Origin of the sequence: Frankia sp. AiPa1 (genome assembly GCF_023243075.1) — a bacterium.
Lineage (GTDB): Bacteria > Actinomycetota > Actinomycetes > Frankiales > Frankiaceae > Frankia.
The window spans coordinates 1-26,879 of the sequence record NZ_JALKFZ020000169.1 but is presented as its reverse complement, the minus strand read 5'-3'; the positions used below and the strand labels follow the sequence as shown (position 1 = coordinate 26,879).

Genomic DNA, 26,879 nt, shown 5'->3' with positions numbered 1-26,879 from the left:
GTGGGTGGGTGTCGGGCCCGCGCCGCGGCCCACAGGTCAGGCCGGAGCGAACACGACGAGCGAGCGAACGACGTCACCGGCCTCCTCGACCAGCGCCAACACGGTCCCATCCGGGCCGAACACGCCGTAGGTGCCGGGCTGTCCCAGCGGCGTCAGGCGCCGGCCGTGCGTGACGTCGACGGCCTGCTGACCAGCAACGTCACGGCGAGCGAAGCTTGCCGTGACCGCCTGCCCGAGCGGTGTGAGCACCGCCGCGCCACGCTCGGCGAAGGTGTCGAGGCTCACCGCCTCGGCCAGTGAGAAGGGGCCTACCCGCGAGCGCCGCAGCGCCACCAGGTGCGCCCCGCAGCCCAGCGCCACGCCAAGATCACGGGCCAGCGCCCGGATGTAGGTGCCACTGGAACAGGCAACCCTGACATCGAGATCACACCCAGACGCGTCGGGCGCACCGTCCGGGTCGCGCCGGGCCAGCAGGTCGAACCGCCCGATCGTGACCCGCCGGGCCGCGAGCTCCACCTGCTCGCCGGCCCGCACCCGGGCATAGGCCCGTACGCCGCCGACCTTGACGGCGCTCACGCTGGAGGGGACCTGCTCGATCACGCCAGTGAGCGCGGCCACCGCGGCCGCCAGCGCCTGCGGCGCCACGTTGACGGGCCGGTCCTCGATCGGCTCGCCCTCGGCGTCGTCTGTTGTCGTCGTGCGACCAAGGCGGATGGTCGCGTCATACACCTTGTCGGTCAGCGCGAGGTGGCCGAGCAGCCGGGTGCCCCGCCCGGCACCGAGCAGCAGCACACCGGTCGCCATCGGGTCGAGAGTGCCGGCGTGGCCGATCCGGCGCTGCCCCAGGATGCGCCGGGCCCGCGCCACCACGTCATGCGAGGTACACCCCGCCGGCTTGTCGACGACGACCAGACCGTCCACCTGCGGGCGGTCGGCCCGCCGGCTCGCAGCCGGCCGACCAGCCGGTGACGGTCCGTGCTCAGGTGCGGCTGGACTCACCGGATACCCCGCGCCGCGGCGGGCACCGGCAGCGGGCCGGACGGCCCTGGCGAACCAGCCGCACCGGCGGTCCGTCGAGGTGCCCGCAGCAAGGCCACGCGCACCTGGTCCATCAGCGACGCGAGTCCGGACGCAGACCGAAATCCCGCGGCCACGCGATGCCCACCGCCGCCGAGTCCCACACACACCGCACCGACGTCCAGGTCGCCGCGGGAGCGCAGCGAGACGCTCCAGCCGGCGTCGTCCTGCCGGCAGATCAGGGCGACCTCCGCCTCCGACACCGAGCGCAGGATGTCGATGAACCCCTGCGTCTCGTCCGTGGCGAGCCTCACAGCACGCAGATCCCGCTGTTCGCACCAGCTCCAGATCAGGTCGTGCTCGGGCTCAAGGCGGGCCCGCTCCAGCACCTCGCCCAGCAGCTGCACGTAGCCGAAGGGATGATCATCCCACAGGGCCCGGCTGATCTGGTCGTGGTGGATGCCGGTCTCCAGCAGCCGGGCGGCCAGGCGGTGCTCCGCGGCGGTCGTCGCGGCGAACCGGAACGATCCGGTGTCCGTCACCAGCCCGGCGTAGAGGGCGGCGGCCATGTCGACGTCGAGCGGCACGCCGAGATCGTCGATGACCTCGACGACCAGCACACTGGTCGCCGGGGCCGCGCTGTCGACAAGATTGACCTCGCCGAACCGGGTGTTGGAGGGATGGTGGTCGATCACCGCGGTCCGAGTGCCGGGCATGCGGACACAGCGGGCCAGCCGGCCGAGCCTGGGCTGGCTGTCGGCGTCGAGCGCCACCACCAGGCCGGGAGCCGTGGTGATCGCCCCCGAGTCGACCAGCAGGTCCTGCCCGGCAAGAAAACGCAGGGTACGGGGCACGGCGAACGGCTCGGCGTCGAAGGACACCCGCGCCCGCGCGCCGAGCCGGCGCAACGCGAGCCCGAGCGCCAGCGCCGAACCAAGGCTGTCCGCGTCCGGGTTGACGTGCGCCACCAGGAGGATCTCGCTGCCGGTGTCGACGGCGTCACGCAGCGCGCGCACGAGCGCCGCCCGATCCGCCGCGAGGCCGTCCACATCGATCATCGCCAGTCTCCTCGCCGTGTCCGCCGGCCCGCCCGCAGATCTACCCTCAGTGGCCCGTCACATCGAGATTGTCGTCCTCGCCCAGCGACAGGTCCTCGTCCGTCGGTGCGTTCTCGTCGAACGGCCCGTCCTCGTCGTCGATCACCCGCGGGCGCCGATAAGGATCATCCTCCCCGGCCGGCCTCGCGTCGCGGCGGGCCTCCGCAAGGCGGGCGTCGCGTTCCCGGGCCACGCTGATCAGATCCTCGAGATGCCGGGCGTCGTCGGGCAGCCGGTCGTGCACGAAGGTCAGGGTGGGAGTGTTCTTCACCCCGGTGGCCCGGCCGACCTGGCTGCGCAGCAACCCGCGGGCCGAGTCCAGCGCCTCGGCGGAGGCCAACCGGTCCGCCTCGTCCCCGTAGACGGTGTAGAAGACCGTCGCGTCGACCAGGTCCGGCGTCACCCGCACCTCGGTGACCGTGACCATGCCCAGCCGGGGATCCTTGACCCCGCGTTCCAGCATGGACGCGACCACCTCACGGATGCGCACCGCCAGTCGGCGTGCCCGGGCCGGATCCGCCACCGTGCACCTCCTCGCCTCGTGTTCCTACCCGGATCGCAGCCTGCTGGACGACCTGGCCGGCGCCAAAGTGGCGGCCGGCCCGTCCGCGGTATGGATCCCTTTCTGGCACTCTTGCGCAGCCCTCGGCTCCCCGACCCGCTCCCCGGGGTGCCGGTCGGCCAGGGATCCCGTCCTGGCGGCGGCGTTTACCTCGACCGGCCAGACGACGGTCAGTCCGGTAGGGCCACGGCCTGACGGGAGTCGCCACCGGCGTCGTCCTTGGGAAACGGGCCTGCCGGGGAATACGCGTCATCCTCGGTGAAGGTGCGCTCGCGAGCGGAGAGCACCTCGACCTCCGGGCGCCCCGCGACGAGTCGCTCACATGCGCGCAGCACCTCCACGCAATGGGCCCGGTCGGCGGCCACGACGGCCATCCCGACCTCGGCCCGACGATGCAGGTCCAGCTGGCCGGTCTCGGCGACGCTGACCGCGAACCGGCGGCGCAACTCAGCGATGATCGGCCGAACCACCGACCGCTTCTCCTTCAGGGAATGCACATCACCGAGAAGAAGATCCAGGCTCAGGGTTGCGATCCACATGACTCGTCCCGCGACGCTACGCCACTGCCCGCCGGGGCCGGCCGGTTGGACCGGCCCCGGCGGCGGGTGACGCCTCAGACGCGGGGGACCTCCCGCTGTTCAAACGCCTCGATGATGTCGTCCACCTTGATGTCGTTGAACGACCCGAGACCGATACCGCACTCGTAGCCCTCGCGGACCTCGGTGGCATCGTCCTTGAACCGCTTGAGCGACTCCACCGTGAGGTTGTCCGCCACCACGACGCCGTCCCGGATGAGCCGGGCCTTGACGTTGCGCCGGATGATGCCCGAGCGGACCAGCGAGCCGGCCACGTTGCCGATGCGCGGCACGCGGAAGACCTCCCGCACCTCGGCGGTGCCGAGCTGGGCCTCCTCGTAGACCGGCTTGAGCATGCCCTTGAGGGCGTTCTCGATGTCCTCGATGGCCTGGTAGATCACCGAGTAGTACCGGACCTCGACGCCTTCGCGGTCGGCCAGCTCCGTCGCCTTGCCCTGCGGGCGGACGTTGAAGCCGATGATCACCGCGTCGGAGGCCGAGGCCAGCATGACGTTCGTCTCGGTGATCGCGCCCACCCCGCGGTCGATGATCCGCAAACCGACCTCATCGCCGACATCGATCTTGAGCAGGGCATCCTCGAGAGCTTCCACGGAACCGGAGACGTCGCCCTTGAGGATGAGGTTGAGCTGGGTCTTCTCGCCCTCCTTCATCCGCTCGAGGATGTTCTCCAGGGTCGGGCGGCCACGGCTGAGCGCGAGCTCGGCGTTGCGCTCGCGCGCCTGGCGGCGCTCGGCGATCTGGCGGGCCACCCGGTCCTCGGGCACAACGAGGAAGTTGTCCCCGGCGTCGGGGACACTCGTGAACCCGAGCACCTGGACCGGACGGGCCGGGCCTGCCTCGGTCACCTGGTCGCCATGCTCGTCGAGCATGGCGCGCACCCGGCCGAACGCCTCACCGGCGACCACCGAGTCACCGACCCGCAGGGTTCCGCGCTGGACCAGCACGGTCGCCACCGGGCCACGCCCGCGGTCGAGCCGGCCTTCGATGGCGACACCCTGAGCTTCGGTGCCGGTGGGCGCCCGCAGATCCAGCGAGGCATCGGCGGTCAGGATGATCGCCTCAAGCAGCCCGTCGATGTTGACCCGGTTACGCGCGGAGACGTCGACGAACATCGTCTCGCCCCCGTACTCCTCGGCGACCAGGCCGTACTCGGTGAGCTGGCCGCGCACCTTGGCCGGGTCCGCACCCTCCTTGTCGATCTTGTTGACCGCAACGACCACCGGCACGTTCGCCGCCTGGGCGTGGTTCAGCGCCTCGATGGTCTGCGGCTTCACACCGTCATCAGCCGCAACGACCAGGACCACGATGTCGGTGACCTGGGCACCACGGGCACGCATGGCGGTGAAGGTCTCGTGGCCCGGCGTGTCGATGAAGGTGATCGGCCGCTCGTCGCCGTCCACCGTCGCCCGCACCTGGTAGGCACCGATGTGCTGGGTGATGCCGCCGGCCTCGCCGGCGACCACGTCGGTGAACCGGATCGCGTCGAGCAGCTTCGTCTTGCCGTGGTCGACGTGACCCATGACGGTCACCACCGGCGGACGGATGGAGAGCTCGACGTCGTCGGCGTAGTCGCCACCGAAGGACAGGTCGAAGCTCTCCAGCAGCTCCTTGTCCTCATCCTCGGGGCTGACGATCTGCACCTCGTAGCCGAGGGTGACGCCAAGCAGCTGCAGCGTCTCGTCGGTGCAGGACTGGGTCGCGGTCACCATCTCGCCGAGCTGGGTGAACACGACCTGGACGAGCGCACCGGGATTCGCGTCGATCTTGTCGGCGAAGTCCGCGAGTGAGGCGCCACGAGGCAGTCGAATGGCCTGCCCGTTGCCACGGGGGACCATCGCGCCCATCCGCGGCGCCTCGAGGCCGCTCTCCCACTCCTGCCGCTTCGCGCGCTTGGACTTGCGCTGACGCCCAGGACGCCCACGGCCACCGGGGCCGAACGCGCCGGCCGTGGTGCCACCACGGCCGCGGCCACCCGCTGCCGGCCGACCGCCACCGCCGCCACCGCCGGGGCGACCCGGAGCACCGGCGCCGGCACCGCCGCCACCCGGACGGCCAGGCGCACCGCCACGCCCGGCGAAGCCGCCGCCGCCCCCCGGACGAGGACCGCCGCCACCGCCACCGGGACGGCCAGGCGCACCACCGCCGCCACCGGGACGGCCAGGCGCACCGCCGGCCGGACGAGGCTGGAACATGTTCGCGTTCGGGCGCGGACCGCCGCTGCCACCCGGACGCGGCGGCATGCCACCACCACCGGGGCGCGGACCGGGACGCTGGGGCGTCGAGCCGGACGATGGCCGGGGCCCACCGGGGGCACCCGAGCCACCCGGGCGCGGACCGCCCGGACGCGGACCAGGACGCGGACCACCCGGACGCGGCGACGATGACGGGGCTGGCCCGGACTGGCCGGCCGACTGGCGAGGCCCGGCCGACGGCGTCGTGTACGGATTGTTACCGGGCGAGCTCGGCCGGGGGCCAGGCCGCGGGCCAGGCCGGGGCGAGCCGGCAGCCGGGGCACCGCCGGGAGCGCCACCCGGAGCGGATGGCGCGGCGCCACCGGGACGCTGCCGGGCACCGGGAGGAGCCGGCACGCTGGGACGAGGCCCCGGGCGCGGCCCGGACGGCCCAGCCGGCGCGGGGGCCACGCTCGGAGACGGGGCGGCGCTGGCCGCCGCGGGACGCGGCGGTGCGACGGGCGGCGAGCTGCTCGGCGTGCTCACGGCCGGTGCCACTGGGGTAGCTGGGGTAGCTGGGGTAGCTGGGGTCGGTCCGGGACGGCCGGGAGCCTGACCCGGACCGGGCCGGTTCGGCACCGGCCGAGGGCCGGGACGCGGCGCGGGCCCGGGGCGGGGCGGGGCCGGGCGGGCGCCGTTACCGGCGGGCCGACCACCGGGACGGCCGCCTGCGGCGGGACCGCCCTCAGTCGGGAACGCTTCCTTGAGCTTGCGCACGACGGGGGCCTCGACTGTGGACGAGGCGGACTTCACGAACTCGCCGAGATCCTTCAGCTTTGCGAGGACGGTCTTGCTGTCGACACCAAGCTCTTTGGCGAGCTCGTGTACGCGGGCCTTTCCTGCCACGGTGCTCCTTCTTTCGGCCCGCGGTCCGTGCCCGCGTGACCTCGTTACCTGCCGGTCGTGATCATGGCTGGGTGCTCATTGAGCGATCATCGCTGTCTCGACCTGCTTCCCTGTCGACGTCATGTGGCGCCGCCCGCGTTCCCGACCGGGCTCCGGCCTCCGCCGGTGTCCGGCCTGTCCAGCCGGGGTACCCGCTGCCGCGGTGCCCCCCTCTTTCTTTACCTGATTTTTCCTTCACCTGGAGCCTCGATGACCGCTCCGGGCGAACAATCGGACTGACCGGACCGATCGCCGCGGAGCCCTGCTGCTCCAGGTACCTCCTGACCTGACCCAACCCGAGCGGACCTGGCACCCGCAGGGCCCGCGGAAACGCCCTGCGGCGATCCGCGAGCTCGAGACACGCCAGGCAGGGATGCACGTGCGCACCCCGGCCGCGCAGACGGCGACGAGCATCCGGCAGGAGCTCGCCGCCGTCCACGACGATACGCAGGAGGTCGGAACTCGGCGCACGGCTTCGACATCCGATACAGGTACGGACAGGCTCCGCACGACACGCCACCATTAGTCTATCCCGCCCGCCCCCGGGTGTGGCCGCCCGCCGCGGAAGACCGGCGTGGCTGCCCCGCCGAACCCGTGCGCGGCGGGAGCCCCGTACGCGGCGGCGGACCTGATCGGGGCGGCGGACCAGAGCGCGGCCCAGCCCCGGACGGCGGCGTCCCGGAACCATCACCCGGCCCGGAACCATCCCCGACCACGGCCGCCCCGCGTTCGTCGGCGGGGCCTTCCGCATCGGAGTGGATGTCGATGCGCCAGCCGGTCAACCGCGCCGCCAGCCGGGCATTCTGCCCCTCGCGGCCGATGGCCAGCGACAGCTGGTAGTCGGGAACGACCACCCGAGCCGAGCGGCTGGCCAGATCCGTGACGTCCACCCGGGCCACCCGGGCCGGAGACAGGGCGCTGCCGACGAACGTCGCCGGATCCGCCGACCAGTCCACGATGTCAATCTTTTCGCCCCGCAGTTCGGCCATGACCGCCCGCACCCGGGCGCCCATCGGACCGATACAGGCCCCCTTCGGGTTGACACCCGCCGTCTTCGACCGCACAGCGATCTTGCTGCGGTGGCCGGCCTCCCTAGCGATCGCGGCGAGCTCGACCGTGCCGTCGGCGACCTCCGGCACCTCCAGCCGGAACAGCCCCTTGACCAGTTCGGGATGGGTGCGCGACAGCGTGACCGTCGGCCCGTGCGGACCGCGGGCGACGTGCACCACATAGCACTTGATCCGGTCACCGTGTTCGAGGCGCTCGCCGGGAACCTGCTCGGCCGGTGGCAGCACTCCCTCGACCGTGCCGAGGTCCACGAGCACCACGCGGGAGCCGGCCCGCTGCTCATGGTGCTGCACCACACCAGAAACGATCTCGTGCTCCCGGTCGGCGTACTGCCCGTAGGTCACCTCCTGCTGGGCCTCGCGCAGCCGCTGCATGATGACCTGCTTGGCAGTCATCGTGGCGATCCGGCCGAAGTCAGCCGGAGTGTCGTCATACTCGCGGCTTGTCCCGTCGGGACCGTCCTCCCGGGCGAGCACTGCGACCTCGCCCGTCGTGCGGTCGATGACGACCCGGGCGTCCGGCGCCGAGCCCGCGGTGTGGTGGTAGGCCGTGAGCAGGGCGGTCTCCATCGCCTGCACGAGGGTGTCGAAGGCGATGTCCTTCTCCCGCTCGATCCCGCGCAGCGCGGCCACGTCGAGCTTCACCGGGTCATCTCCTCACCGGCCGCGCCCTGGGCGTCGACCTGACGGCCCTCGTTGTTGGTCACCTGGCCTGGGGAGGCCGGAAGATCTAGATCGTCCCGCATCGCGGCACCGGGCGTGGGGACGGGCGCCGCGGACGGCGCATCGTTAAGATCATCATACTCCGTGGCGGTGAACTCCACTTCGACGGTGGCCCGCGCCACCCGCTCGAAGAGCACCCGGTCGGTCCGGTGCCGCGCCGGACGGCCTCGCCGAGCCGGGCCGACCGGCACCGAGAGATCCGCCCCGGCCTCGTCGGCGGACAGCACGCGCCCCGACACCTCGCCCCCGTCAAGATCACGGATGGTCACCAGCCGACCGACGGCGCGCCGCCAGTGCCGCGGCGCCGTCAGCGGGCGGTCCACCCCAGGCGAGGTGACTTCCAGCACGTACGGTCCACCGATGAGGGCATCTCCCGCCGCCTCGGCGGCGTCCAGGAGCTCCGACACGGTCCGGCTCGCGTCAGCCACCGCGTCCAGGTCGATCCCACCGTCGCGGTCCACGACGACCCGCACCAGGCTGCGTGCGCCCGCCTTGGTCACCGCGACATCCTCGAGATCAAATCCCGCACCGCTCAGTGCGACCGCCAACCGGTCGCGCAGCTGCGGCCGGATCGCACCCGAGCGCCGTCCCCGCTCGGCCGCGCCCCGGTCTCGACCGGATCCGGTCTCCCCCGTGCCTGACACCTGCCTTGTCCCTTCCCACGTCCGTACGTCCGATCATCCCGCCGGACCGGCCAGCGGGCCGCCCGCGCGCCCCGCACTCCTGCGGATGCCACCACGCCGCGCGGTGCGTGCCGACGTCAGCCACCCGCACAGCAGTCCGCCATCCACACAGCACGACCACCCACACAGCACGACCACCCACACAGCACGACCACCCACACAGCACGACCATGCACACGGCGCGGCGGCACAGGGCCGACACAGAGCCACATCGGGGGCGAGCGCGAACGGACGAGATCCATAGCCTACGTCCACCAGCGCACGGGTCCGGCGCCGCCTGCCTCGGTACCGGGACGTCCCCCGGTTCATGGGCCGCCCGGGTCCGCGGACGGGCTCGCCCCAACCGGGCTACCGGGCTACCAGGGCGGGACAGGACCCGGGCAGGACCGCCGCGGTGTGCAAAGCTTGCGCACCGTGGACTCCGCACAGCGCATATCGGCCTCTCGACGGCGGGTCCTGATGGGATTGGGCGGGTTGGGCGGCCTCTCGCTCGTCGGTGTCGCCGAGGTCGGCTGTGCTCGGACCGGTTCGAGCACAGCCGGAGCCGCCGGCCAACAACTGACTACCCAGGATCTGTCCGCGGCACGGTCTGCCGTGGCCCGGGCGACGGCGCTGGCCGCCGCCTACCGCGCGGCGGCAGGGCGTCATCCCGCGGAAAGCAGCCTGTTCGACACTTTGCGCACCCATCATGAGGTGGCGGTGGCCACGGTAGGCGCCCAGGTTCCAGCCACGGTTCCCACCAGCACAGCGACTCCTGGCGCCGGCAGCACCGCCGAGCCCCCCGCGGCGACCGGGGCTGGATCCACGGCCCCGGTCGCGGGCGTCACGCTCCCGCCAGGAAACGGCGACTCGCCAGCGGCTCGCGCCGCGACCATGGCGGCACTTCATGGCGCCGAGACCCGCGCCGCCGCTGCCGCCCGCACAGACGCCCTGCGGGTCAGTGGGCTGCTCGCACCCCTGTTCGCGAGCCTTTTCGCCGCCGGCAACGCGCAGGCGGACCTGCTTGCCACCGCGGCGGGCGGACCGGCGGGCAGCGGTGTCGTCCGATGACCGGGCACAGCCGAGCCCTGCGCCTCCTCGCATCCGGTCCCACCGACGGATCCAGCGGTCATGACGCACGGGCCGCGATCACGGTACGGGCGCTGAACACCATGCTCGCGGCAAGCCACGCAGCGATCTTCGCCACCGCGGCGGCGGGCGGAGCACTGGCTCCGCTGGGTCAGCCCGCGGCCGGGCAACGCCAGCAGGCCCGGGACAGCTGGCTGGCGCACCTGCGGCTGCGCGATGAGTTGACGGCCATGATCCAGGCACGCGGTGGCACGCCGGCACCAGCACTGGCGGCCTACCGGCTCCCGACCAGGCCCGTTGACGTGCCCACCGCCCTGCGCCTGCTCGCCCAGATCGAGGATGTGTGCGCCGCGGTGGCCCACGACGCCACTGCCAGCCTCGGTGCCGACACTCGGGCCGTCGCCGTGGACGGGTTGGCCGGCATGGCGCTGCGAGCCCAGCGGGCCCGGCTGGCTACCGGTGCGCCCCCGGCCACCGCCAGCCGCGCGCTGCCCGGCGCGTCCTGACCGCACAGCGGCCCCGGCCGCCGCGCCGGCTCACCGCGGCGCCCAGGCTCCAGGTTCGCTACTCAGCGTCGTGACGATCTCGGGAAGGCGGCCACCCGCGACGTCCGCCAGAGTGACGTTCTCCAGGACCCGCCGCAGATTCACCCGCACGGCGATCCACACGTCCTGCAGGTTCTTGGCCGCGCCCTCGTAGTTGGCATCCTCGGGACGCCGCCCACGGATACTGGCCAGCGGACCGTCGGTCACCCGGATGACCGCGGCGATCGTGATGTCGCCGGGGGGACGGCCGAGCTGGTAGCCGCCATCGGCGCCACGGCGGCTTTGGACGAATCCCGCACGCCGCAGATCGGTGAGGATGTTCTCGAGGAAGCGCAGCGGCAGATCCTGTGCCTGGGCCAGCGACTCGCCCTTGACAAGCTGGCCGTCACTCGCGGCCAGCGTCAGGAGCGCACGCAGTGCGTAGTCGGCGCGAGCGGAGATCTGCATCCACCCATTGTGCCGCCGGTACCCACCGATGTGCCGGCCAGGCCAGGCTCGGGTTCGACTCGGCGCCGTCAGCGCGCGAGCCCGCGGTCAGGATGCGTGGCCACCTCCGCCCCCAACGTCTCCGTCTCCACCCGGACCGCCGACATGACCTGCGTGGTGACCGCCTGAGACATCACCAGTGCCCGCGGACGGATCACCCGACATAGCCCCGGCCGCCTCCGGCAGTGGCGCCGATCCCCGGCCCCGGGCGGCCCGCACCGCCGAGTTGCCCTCGGCGACCAGTCCGCGGCGAACCCGCAACTGCCGGTCGGCGGCGTTGAACGCGGCGTCCACCACCACTCCGATGAGGAAAATTGTGATCATTGACGCCATCACGCCGACCGTGTCGAGCAGTTCCCGGGAGTTCTGCAGATCGGCGCCGATCGAGGGGTGCCCAGGCACGATCACCAGCAGCTCGCCGGCCATCAGGCTGCGCCAGGCGAACGCCCAGCCCTGCTTGAGCCCCGCGAGCACCGACGGCAGCGCCGCCGGCGCCACGACATACCGGTAGAGCGAGAAACCGCGCGCCCCCATACTGCGCCCGACTCGCACCAGCAGCGGCGGCACGTAGTCGACCCCGTAGATCACTCCGTTGGCGATCGACGGCGCGGCCCCGAGGATCACGACGAACATGATCGCCGCCTCGCTCAGCTTGAACAGCAGGATGGCCAGCGGGAACCAGACGATCGACGGCATCGTCTGCAGCGAGGTGATGAACGAACCGACCGCCGTGCGCAGCACGGTGGACCGGGACACCGCCACCCCCACCACGCCGCCGATCACCACGGCGAGCGCGTACCCCTTGAGGGCCCGCACGACAGTCCGCAGGAGCGCGTCCCAGAAGTGACCACCGGTCACGCGATGGCCGAACTCACGCAGCGCCGACATCGGGCCTGGCAGTACATAGGTGGGCTTCCAGCCGGACCAGACGACGATCTGCCAGAGCAACAGGAACAGTACGAGTGCGCCGATCTTTGGCCAGGCCGCCGACCAGGTGCGGGCCGCCAGTGGCCGATGCTCAGCGGTCGGGATGTCCAACGCGTCGAGACCGGCGAGCGCGTCGGGACCGGGGCCGGCCGGACCGTCGCTGTCCCGCCGGGCGTCGACGCCGCCCTTGGCCAGGTCAATCCGGCCGAGGCCGCTTTCAGGGATGTCGGTCTCAGTGGCCATGGCGGCCCACCTCCTCACGCAGGCGAGCGGTCACCCGGGTGGCGAGGTCTGCCACTCGGGGCGAGTCGATCCGCCGTGGGCGGTCGATATCGACGTCGAAGACCTCGGCCACCCGGCCCGGCCGGGAGGACAGCAGCACGATGCGATCGCCGAGCCGGACGGCCTCTCGCACGTCGTGGGTCACGAAGATGACCGTCACGCCGGTCTGCCGCCAGATCCGTTCGAGTTCGTCGTGCAGCAGGTCCCGGGTCATGGCGTCGAGCGCACCGAACGGCTCGTCCATGCACAGGATGTCGGCCTCCTGCGCGAACGCGCGGGCGAGGCTCACCCGCTGACGCATCCCGCCAGAGAGCTCGTGGGGACGACGCTGGGCCATGCCCGCGAGGCGGACCATCGTCAGCAGCTCGTCGACCCTGGCCCGGCGCTCGGTCCGCCCGATGCCGCGCAGGCGCAGCGGCACCTCGACGTTGCCGCCCGCGGTCAGCCACGGCAGCAAAGCCGAATCCTGGAACATCATCCCGACCCGCCGGCCGGTGGTGTCCACCGTGCCGGCGCTCGGCGAGTCCAGCCCGGCGATCAGGCTCAGCAGGGTCGACTTGCCGCAGCCCGACGCCCCGAGCAGACAGACGAACTCGCCGGGCCGGGCCTGAAGCGAGATATTGTCCAGCGCCTGCACCTGGGCGGCGCCACCACCGAAAAACCGGCTGACGCCGTCGATGCGAAGGGCAGCGTCAGGCAGGACTGCGGTCATATGTCATTCCCCCCGTGGGTCTGACGACGGGCTCCGGTCGGCCGGAGCCCGTCCTTGCGGGTGGTCAGGAATCGGAAACCGTGGGCTTGCCCTGCTTGGTCAGGATGTCGTTGAGCGCGGTGAGATCGAAGATCCCCTCCAATTTCGCGCTCTTGAGCAGACCAAGATCCACCGCGTGCTGAGCCGAGAGGAGCAGCGACTTGGCGATCGGATCCGGGGTGAAGGTCAGCGACTTCCAGGCGGAGTTCAGCACGCGGTCCGTCAGTGGCTTGCCGGCCAGCTTGCCCAGCTCGGTGTTGACGACCTTCGCCGCCCCGGCCGAGTCCGCGTTGATCCCGTTGATCGAATCCACGTTCGCCTGAAGGAACCGGCGGACGATCTCCGGGTTCTTCTTGAGGTAGTCGGTCCGCACAACCACCAGCGTGGTGACGAACTGCCCCTTGGTCTCGCCCCACTGGTCCGCCTCGTTGACCAGCACCTTGCCGCCCGCGTCAACCAGCCGCGATGCAGTCGGCTCGGGCACCCACGCACCGTCGATCGCCTTGTTCTTGAAGGCGTCGACCGTCAGGGAGTTGTCCTGGGGCTTGATCGAGACATCACCGCCGCCCTGGGTGTCGGCCTTCAGGCCGTTCTTCTTCAGGTAGTAGCGCAGCGCCACGTCCTGGGTGTTGCCAAGACTGGGGGTCGCGATCGTCTTGCCCTTGAGCTGGGCGACCGAGGTGATATCGGAGCGCACCACCAGCGACGCGCCGCCCGAGGCCGCACCGGAGATGATCCGGATTGCGTCACCGTTGGACTTGATGAAGCTGTTGACGGCCGGGTTCGGCCCGATGTAACCGATGTCGATCGCCCCGGAGAGGATCGCCTCGGCCTCCTGCGTTCCGGAGTTGAACGTCGCGGTCTTCAGCGTGACCCCGGAGCCGAGATCCTTGGCGAAGATCCCCTTCGCGACCCCGTAAAGCGCGGGCGCGTGGGTGAGGTTCGGAAAGTAACCCAGGTGAAGCGTTCCGCTTACCTGGCCAGGCGTCGAGCTGACCGAGGAGCCATCGCTGCCCGAGCTCGAGCAGCCGACCAACGCCAGCGCAACGGCGCTCGCGGTGAACAGCGGCGCCAGGGCACGCCACAGTCGGCTCGGTCTCATGTAAACCCCCAGTTCGCGCAGGCTGACGCCCGCGCCATGCAAGTCGATCGAAGTCATCGGGATGGTAAGCATGCCAGATGGCCGGGATGCGGGCTATGTGCGGCCATCGCCCCGACATAGTTCAGCAACAATTAACCCTGCATGAGCCCCAGACACGCCGCAAAAGAGCGCAAAAAGGGCAGCGAGCTGCCGACATCACCCGGGGCTGCGGGCGACTGGAGACGCGCAACGCCACGGGACAGGCGGATCTGAGCTCGGCGAGGGGCCGGAGAATCAGCCGCCGCCAGACGCGCCCGCTGGGATGAGGCCGGGTTGCGTCAGAACAGGGCCGGCTCAGAACAAGATCGAGGCGAACGTGCCGATCCGCTGGAAGCCGACCCGCTCGTAGACGCACCGGGCGGCATGATTGAAGTCGTTGACATACAGACTGACCCGCGGCGCGAGGGTGGCGCGGGCCAGCGCCACGACGCTGGCGGTGCCGGCCGCGCCGAGGCCACGACCGCGCAGAGCCGGGTCGACCCAGACGCCCTGGATCTGGCAGACGTCGCCCGCGACCGCGCCGATCTCCGCCTTGAACAGGACCCGCCCGTCGGCGATATGGGCGAACGAGCGGCGTTGGCCGATGAACTCGGCGACCCGGGCCCGGTAGAGGGCGCCGCCGTCGGCGAGCACCGGCGAGACGCCGATCTCCTCGGTGAACATGGCGATACAGGCCGGCATCAGGATGTCCAGCTCATCCGGCCGCACGGGACGGACCTGCCGGTCGGGAGCGACCAGCGGTGGGCCGTCGATGACGAGCAGAGGTTGTTCGGCGCGGACCTCACGGGCCCGACCCCAGGTGGGTTCCAGGTGGCGCCACATCGCCATGACCGACGAGGAGAGACCGACGATGGACGAACATCGCCGGCCCTGGCGACGGGCCCGCTCGGCGAAGAGTCTCGCCGACGCGGGGCCCGCCGCGACGGGCCAGAGGTTGGCCCCGGAGTAACAGAGCGCGGCCAGATGCCCGTCGACCATGTGACCCCACATCTCGGCGCCGAGCCGCCATGGGTCAAGCCCGGCGGCCTCGATGCGGGAGGCCACGAACACGTCGGCGACGGGATCGCGAGCCAGCAACTCGCGCACCGCGGAAAGGTCCCGATCGTCGAGCAGACGCGTCGGCGCGGAGCGCAGCGGCAGGCCCATCCGGCAGACCTGCTAGCTGACGGTGACAGTGGGCTCGCCGGAAGCGGTGCCCGCATCCGTCATCTGTTCGGCCAACCGCATGGCCTCCTCGATGAGGGTCTCCACGATCTGCGCCTCCGGGACCGTCTTGATCACTTCGCCTCTGACGAAGATCTGGCCCTTGCCGTTTCCAGAGGCGACGCCCAGGTCAGCCTCGCGCGCCTCACCCGGCCCGTTCACGACACATCCCATGACGGCGACGCGCAACGGAACCTCCATGCCTTCCAGGCCGGCACTGACCTGGTTCGCGAGAGTGTAGACATCGACCTGAGCCCGCCCGCAGGACGGGCAGGAAACGATTTCCAGCTTACGCTCACGCAGTCCCAGGGACTCCAGGATGGCGGAGCCGACCTTCACCTCCTCGACCGGCGGCGCCGAGAGGGACACCCGGATGGTGTCGCCGATTCCCTCCGAGAGCAGCGCGCCGAAGGCCACCGAGGACTTGACCGTCCCCTGGAATGCCGGGCCCGCCTCGGTGACGCCGAGGTGCAGCGGGTACTCGCAGGCCTGGGCCAACAGACGGTAGGCCTGGATCATCACGACGGGGTCGTGGTGCTTGACCGAGATCTTGATGTCTCGGAAGTCGTGCTCCTCGAACAGCGAGCACTCCCACAGCGCCGACTCGGTCAGCGCTTCGGGGGTGGCCTTGCCGTACTTGGCCAACAGGCGCTTGTCCAGGGAACCGGCGTTCACGCCGATGCGGATCGGGACACCGGCGCCCTTGGCCGCGCGGGCGATCTCGCCGACCTTGTCATCGAACGCCTTGATGTTGCCGGGGTTGACCCGGACCGCGGCACAGCCGGCGTCGATGGCGGCGAAGACGTACTTCGGCTGGAAGTGGATATCGGCGATGATCGGGATCGGTGACTTGCGGGCGATCTCCGGCAGCGCGTCGGCGTCGTCCTGGCTCGGCACGGCCACCCGGACGATCTGGCAGCCCGACGCGGTGAGCTGGGCGATCTGCTGCAGAGTCGCGTTGACGTCCGAGGTCAACGTGGTGCACATCGACTGGACGGAGACCGGAGCGTCACCCCCGACCGGGACGTTGCCCACGTGGATCTGCCGGCTCTTGCGCCGCGAACCGAGCGGTCGGGCCGGAGCGGATGGCATGCCCAGAGTAACGGTCACGTTGTCCTCACTGGCGAATCGGAAAAAATGATCGACGTGCGACTGATTCGGCCTGTCGACTGCGGGACGCAGGCAGTGGGGCGCAGGGCAGTGGGACGCAGAGGCCGCAGCGGGCCCCGCGCGGAGTCACTGGTGCGACATCACTGGTTCAGGCGGATGGGATTAACGATGTCGGCGGACAGGAGGAGCAGGCTGAACCCGAGCAGGACGAAGACCGTGGCATACGTGGCCGGTAACAGCTTGGCGAAATCCACCTTCTTGACCGGTCCACGGTATCCCCGCAGCCGGCGCAGACCATGTCGGGCCTGCTCGAAGCCCAGGACGGCGATGTGGCCACCGTCCAGTGGAAGCAGCGGCAGCAGGTTGAAGATCCCCACCGCCAGGTTGATGGCGGCGACCAGGATGAGGAACTGACCGACCCGGTCGACCCTCGAGCTGTCCGGGGCCGAGACGACGTCCCCGCCGATGCGGGCCGCGCCCACGACGCTGATGAAGCCCTCGGGATCCCGGTTGTTGCTGAAGATCTTACCCAGGTCGCCGATACGATGAGTCAGCGTGTCGTACATCCCGGTGAAACCGGAGCCGATCACCGAGAAGGTGCGCGGAACCGCCTCGGCCGGGTTGTAGTGCACCGCGTCGAGCCCCGGCCGCACGCCGAGCGCGCCGACCGGGTCGTTGCCGGAGCCACCGGTCACCCGGTTGCGCCGAACCTCGACGAGGTTCGGGGTCAGGGTGAGGTCCTTCCCGTCCCGGCGCACGACGAGCGTCGCCGGGCCCGGGCCGTGCGCGCGCACCCGGCGGGTGAAGTCCGCCCAGGTCCGCACGGCGGTGTTGTCGAAGCTGATCACACGGTCACCTGGACGCAGCCCGGCCGCCGCGGCGGGACCGGGCCCGGTGCAGCTGGCGGTGGCGGCCACGCAGCTCGTCGACCCGATCTTCGACTCGCTGATCTTCGTGGTCCCGATCGTGACCAGAACCCCATAGATCAACACGAGCGCGATGACGAAGTGGACGAACGAGCCAGCGGACATGACGACCAGACGCGCCCTGGCGTGGGCGTTGTAGAACGCCCGCGGCTCGTCAGCCGGCTCGATCTCCTCGAGCGGCGTCATCCCCTCGATCTTCACGAAGCCGCCGGCCGGGATGAGCTTGACGCCGTACTCGGTCTCGCCGCGCTGGCGTGACCAGATCGTCGGCCCGAAACCCACGAAGAACTTCGAGGCCTTCATGCCGTAGTGCCGCGCGGTCACGAAGTGCCCGCCCTCGTGCGCCACCACCGACACGAGCAGCGCGGCGGCAAACGCGACGATGCCGAAGATCTCCATCAGGCCGGCCTCCGCCGGAAACGACAGCTCACACCGTTTCCCGTTCGCTCTCGCGCCGGATCAGCCGCTGCGCCGCCTCGCGCGCGGACCGCTCGGTGGCGAAGACCTCCTCGAGCGAGGGGTGGTCGATCACCTCGTGCTCGGCGATGACCTCGGCCACCAGATCGACGATCCGGACGAAGGGCAGGCGCCCGGCGAGGAAGGCGGCGACCGCCTCCTCGTTGGCCGCATTGAACACCGCGGGTGCCGTCCCACGCCGGCGACCGGCCGTGCGGGCGAGGTCCACCGCGGGGAAGGCCGTCCCGTCCAGCGGCTCGAAGGTCAGTGCCTGCGCCCGGGTCCAGTCCATCGGCGGCTGCGCCTCGGCGACCCGGTCCGGCCAGCCCAGGGCAAGTGCGATGGGCAGGCGCATGTCGGGCGGGGAGACCTGGGCGATCGTGGAGCCGTCGGTGAACTCGACCATCGAGTGCACCAGGGACTGGGGATGCACGACGACCTCGATGTCGTCGTAGGGGACACCGAAGAACAGGTGGGCCTCGATGAGCTCCAGGCCCTTGTTCATCAGGGTCGCCGAATTGATCGTCACCACCGGCCCCATGTCCCAGGTGGGATGCGCCAGGGCCTGCTGCGGGGTGACCGCGGCGAGTTCGTCGCGCCGACGGCCACGGAAGGGCCCGCCACTGGCCGTGAGGACCAGCTTGCGCACCTCCTCCCGACGCCCGCCACGCAGGCACTGGGCCAGCGCGGAGTGCTCGGAGTCGACGGGGACCAGCCGGTCCGGGTCTCCGCCGAGCGCGTCCAGCACCAGCGGGCCGCCAGCGACCAGCGACTCCTTGTTCGCCAGCGCCACGGTGTGCCCCGCGGCCAGGGCCGCGAGCGTCGGCGCCAAGCCCACCGACCCGGTAATGCCGTTGAGCACGGTGTCGCAGGGCCAGGCGGCGATCTCGCTCGCCGCATCCGGGCCGGCGAGGATCTTCGGCACCGCGAACTCGCCCTTGCGGTAGCCCCGCCGGCTCGCCTCGGCGAAGAAGGCGAGCTGCAGATCCTGGGCGGCGGACGCGGCGGCCACCCCCACCGCCTGCACGCCGAGATCGAGCGCCTGGGCGGCAAGCAGATCCACCCGGGATCCGCCGCCCATGAGCGCCACGACCCGGAAGCGCTCCGGATTGCGGCGTATGACGTCTATGGCCTGGGTTCCGATCGAGCCGGTGGACCCGAGCAGAACAACTTCACGCAGGTTCGAAGCCTCCACCACACCTACATTCTCGCAGGCCGCTCGCCAGCCCGGTGCCCGCCTGTTCGGTTCATGACAGGTACCACCCGATGATGCGCAATGGGTCCGAGGGGTAACCGTGATCATGACGTCCTGCCTCACCCAGCCCGGGCCGCCCGGACCGGTCGGCCGGGTCAGCCGGCCCACGCGGGCCGGGCCGCCCGGACCTTGCCGGCTCATCCGCTGGCGGCCGGCCCGTTCTGGGCCGTCGCCGAGGGTGTGGCCGGCGTCGGGGAGTCCGTGGGCGAGGGTGTGTTCTGGTCCCGGTCTCCCGTCGGCGAGGCCGACCCGCTCGCGCCCGGCGCGGACTGGGTGGGCGCCGGGGATGGCCCGGACGGGCCGCCCGTCGCGGTGGCTCCGGGGGCCTGCGGGGCCACCGATGGGCCCGGCACCCCGGTGCCCCCGGTGCCCCCGGTGCCCCCGCCTACGTCGTCCGTACTCGGCGTATAGCCGAAGAAGGTGAGCACGACGACGGTGCCGCTGAGCGCCTGCGAGGTCGGGCCGCGGTCGGCACGAGCCTGCGCGCCAGGCCAGGTATGCCCGCCGCCCCGCATGACGATCAGGCCCACATCCCGGTTGTCCGGGCAGCCGGCCCACACTGTCCGGCTCCAGTCGGCGGTGTCCTGCGCGGTGGACCGCGCCCCCGAACACCCGAGCGCCGAGGCGTAGCGGGCGAGCTGGTCGGATGCCGCCTGGGCGACGATCCCCGTGTACGGGGCCGCGCGGGGGGCGCCGCCACCGGCCAGCGGAGCGATCGGATCGACCGCACCGTGTATCTCCAGCAGGCTCGTCGTCGGCCGCGCGCACGACGTCGACAACACGCTCGACGCCACCGTCACCGCAGCCGCGAACCGGTCGGGCAGCGCGCACAGCGCGGTGAGCACCATGTTCGCGCCATCACCGTATCCAGCGGCGAAGATCCGGCCGGCATCCAGGCACATCCGGCCGGTGAGCTCGTTGAGCAGCAGGCCGGTGAACAGGACGTCGTCCGGACCCACTGCCACGGAGCGGGAGAAGTTCCAGCGGGCCCGCTCCCCCACCGGCACGGCGACCACGAAGCCGGCCTTCGTCCCCTGATCCGCCAGATGGGTGTAGGCCTCGAGGTCGAATGGGCTCTGATCGAGATCGTGATAGTTGACGATCAGTGGCAGTGGCCTGGCCGCGGAGCCCGCAGCGCGAGCGGGCACCGCGAGCACATAGGTACGTTGCACGCCGGCCACCTGCAGGGTTCGGGTGCTGGTCCCCGACGGCAGGGTCTTCCCCGTCACGCAGCCGCTGGCCGGTGCCGGCGGAACGGTGGGAGTCGGCGTGGGAGAAGCCACCGCGGCAGCCCGTTGGCCATCGGTGCCACTGGTCCTGCTCTGCGCGGCAGTGGACTTCGCCGGACCAGGGCCACGCGACATCGCATACCACAACAGCAACAGCAGCACGCCCAGCGCAGCGACGATCGGCAGCCACACGGTGTTCGAGGTGCGGGTGCGGTGCCGCAGCGAACCGCGATGCCGACTCGGCGGACTACCGGAGACCACGGCTGCCGTCGGCTACCCCATCCGCCACGATCACTCCGTCACCGGAAAGCCGCATGATCTCGAGCGGCCCGCGTACCTCCGGCGAGGGCAACATCTCGGGCGACAGCAGCACCTCGGGCGACAGCAGCACCTCGGGCGGCTGTGCGGCCAGCTGGCCGCAGGCCGCAGCGATCTCGCGACCGCGGGTGTCTCGCACCGTCGTCGCGATGCCGCGTTCCCGCAACCGGCGTACGAACGCGCGCTGCCCTGGCGCGGCGCTGGCCTGCCAGGACGATCCGGCCGTCGGGTTGAGCGGAATCAGGTTGACGTGCGCGAGCCGGCCGGCGAGCAGGGAGGCCAGGGCATCTGCCCGGGCCACGTCGTCGTTGACGCCATCGATCAGCGCGTACTCGATGCTCACCCGTCGCCCGGTGTGCTCGGCATACTCCCAGGCGGCCGCCAGCACCTCGGCCACCGGCCAGCGATTGTTGACCGGAACCAGTTCGTCCCGCAGCTCGTCGTCCGGCGCGTGCAGGGAGAGGGCGAGCGTGACCGGCAGTCCTTCCCGGGCCAGCCGCCGCATTGCCGGGACCAGGCCGACCGTGCTGACCGTGAGGCCACGGGCGGAGATACCGAGCCCCTCGGGTGGCGCGGCGACCAGCCGGCGCAGTGCCGCGACGAGGGCACCGTAGTTGGCCAGCGGCTCACCCATCCCCATGAAGACGACGTTCGACAGGCGGCGGTCACCCACGCCGAGCTCCCCACGCCGCAACACCCGCGCCGCGTGCACCACCTGTTCCACGATCTCCGCCGTCGACAGGTTGCGGGTCAGCCCGCCCTGGCCGGTGGCGCAGAACGGGCAGCCCATCCCGCAGCCCGCCTGGCTGGAGACGCACACCGTGGCACGATCGGGGTACCGCATGATCACTGATTCGATCATCGCGCCGTCACCCGTCCGCCAGGCGATCTTGCGGGTCTGCCCGTCATCGCAGGCCAAAGACCTGGCCGGGGTGAGCAGCGGCGGAAGCAGCGCGGCAAGCAGCGGCCCGCGGTCCCGCTCGGGCAGATCGGTCATGGCGTCCGCGGTGGCGGCGTCCAACAGCCGAGTGAAGTAGTGCCGCGAGAGCTGGTCGGCGCGAAAGGCCGGTAGGCCCAGCGAGGCTGCGACCTCGCGTCGCTCGTCCCTGGAGAGATCCGCAAGGTGACGGGCAGGTCGCGTCACCCGCCGCGCGGGCGAGGAACGGACCGGCTGGCCCGCACCGGCGGACGCCGGCCGGCCGGAGGGCACGGATTCGGCGGTCGTGGAAGTCATCGCGCTCCCAGTGTGCCAGGCCGCTGGCACCGAGACGAATGTGACGATCAGTGCACGAAGGCACTCAGCAGCAGCCAGGCGACCGGTGCGGTGCACAGCAACGAGTCGAGCCGATCCATGATCCCGCCATGGCCGGGTAGCAGATTACCCATGTCCTTGATGCCGATGTCCCGTTTGAGCAGCGACTCGCCCAGATCACCGATTGTCGCCGCGCACGCGGTCGCGAGGCCCAGCAGCACTCCCTGCCAGGCATGCGCGCCGAGCGGCCAGGCCACCACAACGCCGGCCACGACAACGCAGCCAAGCACCGAACCGGCGAAGCCCTCCCAGGACTTTCCAGGCGACACGCTGGGCGCCATCTTGTGCCGTCCGCCAGAGAGCACCCCGGCCGCGTAACCCCCGACGTCACTGGCCACCACCGTCCCGATGAACGCCAGCACCCGCCAGCTCCCATCGGACGCCTCGGTCAGCAGCGCCGCGAACCCGGCCGGAAAACCGACGTACGCGGCGACGAACGCGATGCCAGCCAGATCACGGACGAGTCCGTCGCCCGGTCCGGCGAGCCGCACGACGATCCCGGCGGCCACCGTCGCCGCAACCGCGAACAGCAGGCCGTCCGTTCCGCCGACATAGGCCACCGGCGGGATCGCGAGCGCCCCGGCGGCCAGCGGCACGATCGGCACCCGCAGGCCGGTGAGCCGCAGCGCGCGAATCACCTCGACCGTCCCGATCGCGACCGCAGCACTGATCACGGCGGTGAACGTCGCGCGGACGGTGAACAACGCGACCAGGTTGATCGCGCCCAGCAACGCCCCGACGCCGATCGCCGCCGGCAGGTCACGTCCCGCCCGCGAGCGTGTGGGCGCAGGCGCCTCGGGGGCCGGCCGGTCCTTGCCCGGAAGCCCGGGGCTCGCGAACTGCCCGCCGTCAACCACGGTCGGGCCGTTGACTGCCGTCATGAAGGCACACATCTCGACAGAGGGGAACGGATCGGGCCTGATCTCCCGCGGATCCCGGCCGGCTCCACCGACAGCCTGTGCCCGGGACCGGCCAGGGTACCGAGCATCTCGGCGCCGTCGGGGCTGCGGACCTGCCGCGCGAGCAACGCACGGCGGCGGCCGGGATGCGGCGAATCACACCGACAGCAGGTCCGATTCCTTGAGGCGAAGCAGCTCGTCGACCTGCCCGACATAGCGATGCGTCGCCTCGCCGAGGTCCTTCTCCCCCCGCCGCCCCTCATCCTCACCCGCGTCACCATCGCGCACGATGCGGTCGATGGCGTCCTTGGCGTGCCGACGCACGTTGCGGATGCTGACCCGGGCCTCCTCCGCCTTGCTCCGGGCGACCTTGACGAGGTCCCGGCGACGCTGCTCGGACAGCTCCGGGAAGACGATCCGGATGATCGTGCCGTCATTGCTCGGGTTGACGCCCAGGTCGGAGTCGCGCACGGCCTTCTCAATCGAGCCCAGCGACGATTTGTCATACGGCGTAATGATCACCATGCGCGGTTCGGGGATATGGAACGACGCAAGTTGTTGGACGGGGGTCAGTGCCCCGTAGTAATCCACCACGATCTTGGAGAAGACGGCGGGAGTGATGCGGCCGGTACGAATGTTCGCGAAATCCTCCTTGGCGACCGAGACGGCCTTCTCCATCTTCTCCTCGGCATCGAGAAGTGTGTCGTCGATCACCGTAGTTCCTTCCGTCCACTCTCACTCGCCGACAACGTGTACGACCCGGGCGAGCGCACGCCACCCGGCCGGAACTCAACCGCCCACCGATCCTCGACGACGCGGGCTGCCCGGGCACGTCCAAGCCTCGTTCGACGCGATGGCCCGCATGGACGATGCCCGTTCCCACCCAACCGCCCCATGACCATCTGATCCAGGCCGAAGCCTGCTCCACCGCGGCGCCTGCTTCATGCGCGAGCCTGGACCACTACAGGGCAGCACTCACCAGAATGCTCGCACAGCCGTCGCGAGCAGTGTCCCGTACCGGGCCACCGCCGGTTGGCCCGGGGTGGCACGCCACGCCGGGCGGATCGATCTCACGGGCCCGTCTGAGAAGCACGAAACCGGCGGGTGGTCAGTTCGACCCCCCGCCGGTTTGTCCGGGCGTCGCTGGCCGCGGATGTCCCGCCTGCCTGACGCCAACGGCGCGCTGCGCTCAGGCCTGCCGGATGTTGAACCGGGCGAACCGGGCGACCTCGATCTTCTCGCCCAGCGACGCACCCGCCTGGTCCAGCATGCCCCGGATCGTGATCTTACTGTCCTTCACCCAGGGCTGGTCGAGCAGCACGCTGGCCTTCACGTAGCCGTTGATCCGGCCCTCGACGATCTTCGCGATCGCCGGCTCGGGCTTGCCCTCCTCGCGCGCGGCCGCCGCGTAGATCCTCCGCTCCGCCTCCAGCACCTCGTTCGGGATCTGGTCGGCGGTGACATACAGCGGGTCCGCCGCAGCGACGTGCTGTGCAAGATCACGGGCGAGCTGCTTGAAGCCCTCGGTCTTGGCCACGAAGTCCGTTTCGCAGCGCAGCTCGACCAGCACGCCAAGCGTCGGCGGAAGCTGCGGGTCGGTGCGGTGCAGATAGGACTCGACCAGCCCGTTGGCGGCGCTGCGCGCCGCGCGCTTGGCGACCTGTGCCTTGCCCTTCTCCCGCAGCCAGGCCTTCGCCTTCTCGAAGTCGCCGCCGTTGTCGACCAGCGCCTTCTTGACGTCGCTCATCCCGGCCCCGGTCAGTTCGCGGAGCTTGCGGATGTCAGCAACTGGGATGTCTGCCATGGTGCTCTTCTCGTCGGTGAGGATCGAATGCTGTGGTTGTCCTGGCCCAGGCACTGTCTGCCAGCCGTGCGCCGGGTGCGGCGAGCGGCTGGCGCCGGCCCGCGGCGCGGGGGCATCCCGCTGTCTGCGCCCGTCCTGCCTGGCGCCATGTGACGGCCGGGCAGGCACACCGCGGGAGACGGATCGACGGTCTCACGAGCGGCGTGCCCGTGCCGCGGCAGGCCTGTTCACCTCCGGGGGCCACCAGGCCCCGGCGAGATCAGACCGCCGAACCGACCGGCGCGTCGGACGGGGCCTCGACGGCCGGAGCCGGCTCGCTGCCCGCGGCTGCCTCACTGACCGTAGCTGCCTCACTGGCCGTAGCTACCTCGCCGCCCGCAGCTGCCTCGCCGCCCGCGACGCCCTCGCCGCGCAGGACCGCCTGCTCCCATTCGGCCAGCGGCTCGTCGCCGGTGGACTGCTCGGGCTTGGCCTCCGCCGAGCCCGAGGCGCCGGCCCGGGCCATCAGACCGTCGGCAACCGCGTCCGCGACCACCCGGGTCAGCAGCGCCGCGCTACGGATGGCGTCGTCGTTACCCGGGATCGGGTAGTCCACCTCGTCGGGATCGCAGTTGGTGTCGAGGATGGCGACCACCGGGATACCCAGCTTGCGCGCCTCACCGACGGCGATGTGCTCCTTCTTCGTGTCAACAACCCACACGGCGCTCGGCACCCGGCTCATGTCGCGGATTCCGCCCAGGGTCCGCTCCAGCTTCACCTTCTCCCGGGTCAGCACGAGCTGTTCCTTCTTCGTGCGAACCTCGGTACCGCCGGTGACCTCGATCTCCTCGAGCTCCTTGAGCCGCTGGAGCCGCTTGTAGACAGTCGAGAAGTTGGTCAGCATGCCGCCGAGCCAGCGCTCCTTGACGTACGGCATCCCGACCCGCGCCGCCTGCTCCTCGATCGCCTCCTGCGCCTGCTTCTTCGTGCCGATGAACAGGACCGTGCCACCGTGGGCGACGGTCTCCTTGACGAAGTCGTAGGCGCGGTCGATGTACGAGAGGGTCTGCTGCAGGTCGATGATGTAGATGCCGTTGCGCTCGGTGAAGATGTAGCGCTTCATCTTCGGGTTCCAGCGCTTGGTCTGGTGTCCGAAGTGCACGCCGCTTTCCAGCAGCTGCTTCATGGTGACGACGGCCATCGCGCGTCGCTCCTCTCCGCCCGGCCGCAGCCGGACGCCTCGGTTGTGACGGCGCCGCCCTGCGGCCGGCGCCCCTGACGCCCTGAGTCATGGCCGCCGCATGCGACGGACCGAGGCGACCCTTCCGGTGACCCACGCGGGCGGACCGGATTGGGCGTGCGAGCTGGGCCCATGTGTCGAGCCCTGTGGTCATGATACCCGCCCGGACGGCAGGGGCCGTGGGACGCACGGCTGCCGGGCCATCCACAGCCTCACTGCCGCACGGCGTGCCGCGGCGTACACATGCCTCGCCACGGGCCGGTGTCCACGTGAGGACTCCCAGCACCGGTCAACGACCCGCCGACCATCGATGCAAAGCAAGTTATCCACAACAGACAACATCGCACTACCCAACCAGGGCGAAAAGTCTCACCGTGGAACCCGGCCGCTCCGCCGCTCTCGCGGGCCGGCCCGCGGCGGCCGGGACCACCCCGGACCGCTCCCGGCCGCCGCACCTCCCCCGACCCCGGAGGTACCCGTCGCATGCCCAAAATGCCCGTTCTCGACCCATGGTGGCTCGTCGTCCCAGCCATCGCGATCCTGATCGCCCTTGGCTGGCCGACACGCGTCCCGGTCAACCCGCGGGCGCAGCAGTCCACTGCTGTGCTGGCCGGCCGTCCCACACCCGTCGGGAAACCCTCCGGCCCGGCTGCGGGGCGTCTCGTGTCCGGCCCGCGTGACACGGGTACCGGCAACCCCATGCCCGGCGATCCCATCGCCAGAGCCCTCGTTCACCCAGCCAGTCAGGCGACGGCCACACTCGGCGACACCGACGGGCCCGGAGCCGGGGCGCTCCCGCGGGCAGCCGCGTCGGTGCTGTCCGCCCCGCCCAGGTCGGCAGCCGTATTTCCCGGCTCCGGGCCGACGCCCGCTGTCGGTCCACCGACCACGGGTGGCCAGAGCCCATCCCCCTGGCGCACCCCCACTGCGCCCGCCGCCCGCCTTCCCGGACCGTCTCCCGCCAGGTCCGGGAGTACCTGGCGACCGGCCCTGCCCCCGCCGGTCGCCATCCGGCCGGGGGGGGGGGGGGGGGGGGGGGGGGGGGGGGGGGGGGGGGGGGGGGGGGGGGGGGGGGGGGGGGGGGGGG

24 protein-coding genes and 1 pseudogene are annotated in these 26,879 nt (G+C 71.2%); 2 read left to right on the top strand and 23 right to left on the bottom strand.

Annotated elements, in window-relative coordinates; translation table 11 throughout:
- Positions 1-36: 36 nt before the first annotated feature.
- The 8 genes from truB to rimP form a co-directional block, all read right to left on the bottom strand.
- Entirely contained in the window at positions 37-999 is a 963-nt protein-coding gene (truB, locus tag MXD95_RS20170; RefSeq protein WP_374122086.1) for a tRNA pseudouridine(55) synthase TruB, read from the bottom strand.
- Positions 996-2,075, bottom strand: coding sequence for a DHH family phosphoesterase (locus MXD95_RS20165; RefSeq protein WP_250642232.1), 1,080 nt, complete (start codon positions 2,073-2,075; stop codon positions 996-998). Before MXD95_RS20165 ends, truB begins: the two co-directional genes overlap by 4 nt.
- A 46-nt stretch (positions 2,076-2,121) precedes the next feature.
- Positions 2,122-2,637, bottom strand: a complete 516-nt coding sequence (gene rbfA, locus MXD95_RS20160; protein WP_250642231.1) for a 30S ribosome-binding factor RbfA — start codon at positions 2,635-2,637, stop codon at positions 2,122-2,124.
- A 209-nt stretch (positions 2,638-2,846) separates the two neighbouring features.
- On the bottom strand, positions 2,847-3,215 hold the full coding sequence (locus MXD95_RS20155) for a DUF503 domain-containing protein (RefSeq protein ID WP_250642230.1): 369 nt from the start codon (positions 3,213-3,215) through the stop codon (positions 2,847-2,849).
- Positions 3,216-3,289: 74 nt separating this feature from the next.
- Positions 3,290-6,349: a translation initiation factor IF-2 gene (gene infB, locus MXD95_RS20150; RefSeq protein ID WP_250642229.1), complete on the bottom strand. Its 3,060-nt coding sequence runs from the start codon at positions 6,347-6,349 to the stop codon at positions 3,290-3,292.
- Between the two features lie 61 nt (positions 6,350-6,410).
- Complete coding sequence (locus tag MXD95_RS20145) at positions 6,411-6,911, bottom strand: YlxR family protein (RefSeq protein WP_250642228.1); 501 nt, start codon at positions 6,909-6,911, stop codon at positions 6,411-6,413.
- A 4-nt stretch (positions 6,912-6,915) separates the two neighbouring features.
- The gene (nusA, locus tag MXD95_RS20140) at positions 6,916-8,100 is read right to left on the bottom strand and encodes a transcription termination factor NusA (protein WP_250642227.1); all 1,185 of its coding nucleotides are present in this window, start codon (positions 8,098-8,100) and stop codon (positions 6,916-6,918) included.
- Positions 8,097-8,822, bottom strand: coding sequence for a ribosome maturation factor RimP (gene rimP / locus MXD95_RS20135; RefSeq protein ID WP_250642226.1), 726 nt, complete (start codon positions 8,820-8,822; stop codon positions 8,097-8,099). The genes nusA and rimP overlap by 4 nt, the downstream gene beginning before the upstream one ends.
- Before the next feature lie 513 nt (positions 8,823-9,335).
- Here rimP and MXD95_RS20130 point away from each other — a divergent pair.
- Both MXD95_RS20130 and MXD95_RS20125 read left to right on the top strand, forming a co-directional pair.
- The gene (locus MXD95_RS20130) at positions 9,336-9,911 is read left to right on the top strand and encodes a hypothetical protein (RefSeq protein WP_250642225.1); all 576 of its coding nucleotides are present in this window, start codon (positions 9,336-9,338) and stop codon (positions 9,909-9,911) included.
- Positions 9,908-10,435, top strand: coding sequence for a DUF4439 domain-containing protein (locus MXD95_RS20125; RefSeq protein ID WP_250642224.1), 528 nt, complete (start codon positions 9,908-9,910; stop codon positions 10,433-10,435). The genes MXD95_RS20130 and MXD95_RS20125 overlap by 4 nt, the downstream gene beginning before the upstream one ends.
- A 30-nt stretch (positions 10,436-10,465) precedes the next feature.
- On the opposite strand, the gene MXD95_RS20120 is transcribed toward MXD95_RS20125, so the two are convergent.
- The 15 genes and pseudogenes from MXD95_RS20120 to MXD95_RS28640 all read right to left on the bottom strand — a co-directional run.
- On the bottom strand, positions 10,466-10,921 hold the full coding sequence (locus MXD95_RS20120; protein ID WP_250642223.1) for an RrF2 family transcriptional regulator: 456 nt from the start codon (positions 10,919-10,921) through the stop codon (positions 10,466-10,468).
- A gap of 87 nt (positions 10,922-11,008) precedes the next feature.
- Positions 11,009-12,130, bottom strand: coding sequence for an ABC transporter permease (locus MXD95_RS20115; RefSeq protein ID WP_250642222.1), 1,122 nt, complete (start codon positions 12,128-12,130; stop codon positions 11,009-11,011).
- Positions 12,120-12,881, bottom strand: a complete 762-nt coding sequence (locus MXD95_RS20110; RefSeq protein ID WP_250642221.1) for an ABC transporter ATP-binding protein — start codon at positions 12,879-12,881, stop codon at positions 12,120-12,122. The genes MXD95_RS20115 and MXD95_RS20110 overlap by 11 nt, the downstream gene beginning before the upstream one ends.
- 64 nt (positions 12,882-12,945) lie before the next feature.
- Positions 12,946-14,022 (bottom strand): ABC transporter substrate-binding protein, encoded by a 1,077-nt coding sequence (locus MXD95_RS20105; RefSeq protein WP_250642246.1) that lies wholly within the window; start codon positions 14,020-14,022, stop codon positions 12,946-12,948.
- Positions 14,023-14,355: 333 nt separating this feature from the next.
- A complete protein-coding gene (locus MXD95_RS20100) occupies positions 14,356-15,207 on the bottom strand; it encodes a GNAT family N-acetyltransferase (protein ID WP_250642220.1) in 852 nt (283 codons plus the stop codon).
- Between the two features lie 12 nt (positions 15,208-15,219).
- The gene (gene ispG, locus MXD95_RS20095; RefSeq protein ID WP_250642219.1) at positions 15,220-16,374 is read right to left on the bottom strand and encodes a flavodoxin-dependent (E)-4-hydroxy-3-methylbut-2-enyl-diphosphate synthase; all 1,155 of its coding nucleotides are present in this window, start codon (positions 16,372-16,374) and stop codon (positions 15,220-15,222) included.
- A gap of 140 nt (positions 16,375-16,514) precedes the next feature.
- The gene (locus MXD95_RS20090) at positions 16,515-17,699 is read right to left on the bottom strand and encodes a M50 family metallopeptidase (protein WP_250642218.1); all 1,185 of its coding nucleotides are present in this window, start codon (positions 17,697-17,699) and stop codon (positions 16,515-16,517) included.
- 28 nt (positions 17,700-17,727) lie between these two features.
- Positions 17,728-18,951 (bottom strand): 1-deoxy-D-xylulose-5-phosphate reductoisomerase, encoded by a 1,224-nt coding sequence (gene dxr, locus MXD95_RS20085; RefSeq protein ID WP_250642245.1) that lies wholly within the window; start codon positions 18,949-18,951, stop codon positions 17,728-17,730.
- A gap of 197 nt (positions 18,952-19,148) precedes the next feature.
- Complete coding sequence (locus MXD95_RS20080) at positions 19,149-20,501, bottom strand: CE1 family esterase (protein WP_250642217.1); 1,353 nt, start codon at positions 20,499-20,501, stop codon at positions 19,149-19,151.
- Positions 20,488-21,792, bottom strand: a complete 1,305-nt coding sequence (gene rlmN, locus MXD95_RS20075; protein ID WP_250642216.1) for a dual-specificity RNA methyltransferase RlmN — start codon at positions 21,790-21,792, stop codon at positions 20,488-20,490. The genes MXD95_RS20080 and rlmN overlap by 14 nt, the downstream gene beginning before the upstream one ends.
- A gap of 47 nt (positions 21,793-21,839) precedes the next feature.
- Positions 21,840-22,751, bottom strand: a complete 912-nt coding sequence (locus tag MXD95_RS20070; protein ID WP_250642215.1) for a phosphatidate cytidylyltransferase — start codon at positions 22,749-22,751, stop codon at positions 21,840-21,842.
- 174 nt (positions 22,752-22,925) lie between these two features.
- The gene (gene frr, locus MXD95_RS20065) at positions 22,926-23,483 is read right to left on the bottom strand and encodes a ribosome recycling factor (protein ID WP_250642214.1); all 558 of its coding nucleotides are present in this window, start codon (positions 23,481-23,483) and stop codon (positions 22,926-22,928) included.
- Between the two features lie 475 nt (positions 23,484-23,958).
- Positions 23,959-24,573, bottom strand: a complete 615-nt coding sequence (locus MXD95_RS20060; RefSeq protein WP_250642213.1) for a translation elongation factor Ts — start codon at positions 24,571-24,573, stop codon at positions 23,959-23,961.
- A gap of 259 nt (positions 24,574-24,832) precedes the next feature.
- Entirely contained in the window at positions 24,833-25,753 is a 921-nt protein-coding gene (gene rpsB / locus MXD95_RS20055) for a 30S ribosomal protein S2 (RefSeq protein ID WP_250642212.1), read from the bottom strand.
- A 782-nt stretch (positions 25,754-26,535) separates the two neighbouring features.
- Positions 26,536-26,879 (bottom strand): annotated as a pseudogene (locus tag MXD95_RS28640) (hypothetical protein); the annotation flags it as partial.

What these genes read in the sequence shown, in the direction of transcription:
- MXD95_RS20165 (WP_250642232.1), bottom strand. Translation starts at nt 2,075, where the DNA reads ATGATCGATGTGGACGGCCTCGCGGCGGATCGGGCGGCGCTCGTGCGC.
- MXD95_RS20155 (WP_250642230.1), bottom strand. Translation starts at nt 3,215, where the DNA reads ATGTGGATCGCAACCCTGAGCCTGGATCTTCTTCTCGGTGATGTGCAT.
- MXD95_RS20145 (WP_250642228.1), bottom strand. Translation starts at nt 6,911, where the DNA reads ATGGTGGCGTGTCGTGCGGAGCCTGTCCGTACCTGTATCGGATGTCGA.
- MXD95_RS20125 (WP_250642224.1), top strand. Translation starts at nt 9,908, where the DNA reads ATGACCGGGCACAGCCGAGCCCTGCGCCTCCTCGCATCCGGTCCCACC.
- MXD95_RS20120 (WP_250642223.1), bottom strand. Translation starts at nt 10,921, where the DNA reads ATGCAGATCTCCGCTCGCGCCGACTACGCACTGCGTGCGCTCCTGACG.
- MXD95_RS20115 (WP_250642222.1), bottom strand. Translation starts at nt 12,130, where the DNA reads ATGGCCACTGAGACCGACATCCCTGAAAGCGGCCTCGGCCGGATTGAC.
- MXD95_RS20110 (WP_250642221.1), bottom strand. Translation starts at nt 12,881, where the DNA reads ATGACCGCAGTCCTGCCTGACGCTGCCCTTCGCATCGACGGCGTCAGC.
- MXD95_RS20105 (WP_250642246.1), bottom strand. Translation starts at nt 14,022, where the DNA reads ATGAGACCGAGCCGACTGTGGCGTGCCCTGGCGCCGCTGTTCACCGCG.
- MXD95_RS20100 (WP_250642220.1), bottom strand. Translation starts at nt 15,207, where the DNA reads ATGGGCCTGCCGCTGCGCTCCGCGCCGACGCGTCTGCTCGACGATCGG.
- MXD95_RS20090 (WP_250642218.1), bottom strand. Translation starts at nt 17,699, where the DNA reads ATGGAGATCTTCGGCATCGTCGCGTTTGCCGCCGCGCTGCTCGTGTCG.
- rlmN (WP_250642216.1), bottom strand. Translation starts at nt 21,792, where the DNA reads ATGACTTCCACGACCGCCGAATCCGTGCCCTCCGGCCGGCCGGCGTCC.
- MXD95_RS20070 (WP_250642215.1), bottom strand. Translation starts at nt 22,751, where the DNA reads ATGACGGCAGTCAACGGCCCGACCGTGGTTGACGGCGGGCAGTTCGCG.
- MXD95_RS20060 (WP_250642213.1), bottom strand. Translation starts at nt 24,573, where the DNA reads ATGGCAGACATCCCAGTTGCTGACATCCGCAAGCTCCGCGAACTGACC.
- rpsB (WP_250642212.1), bottom strand. Translation starts at nt 25,753, where the DNA reads ATGGCCGTCGTCACCATGAAGCAGCTGCTGGAAAGCGGCGTGCACTTC.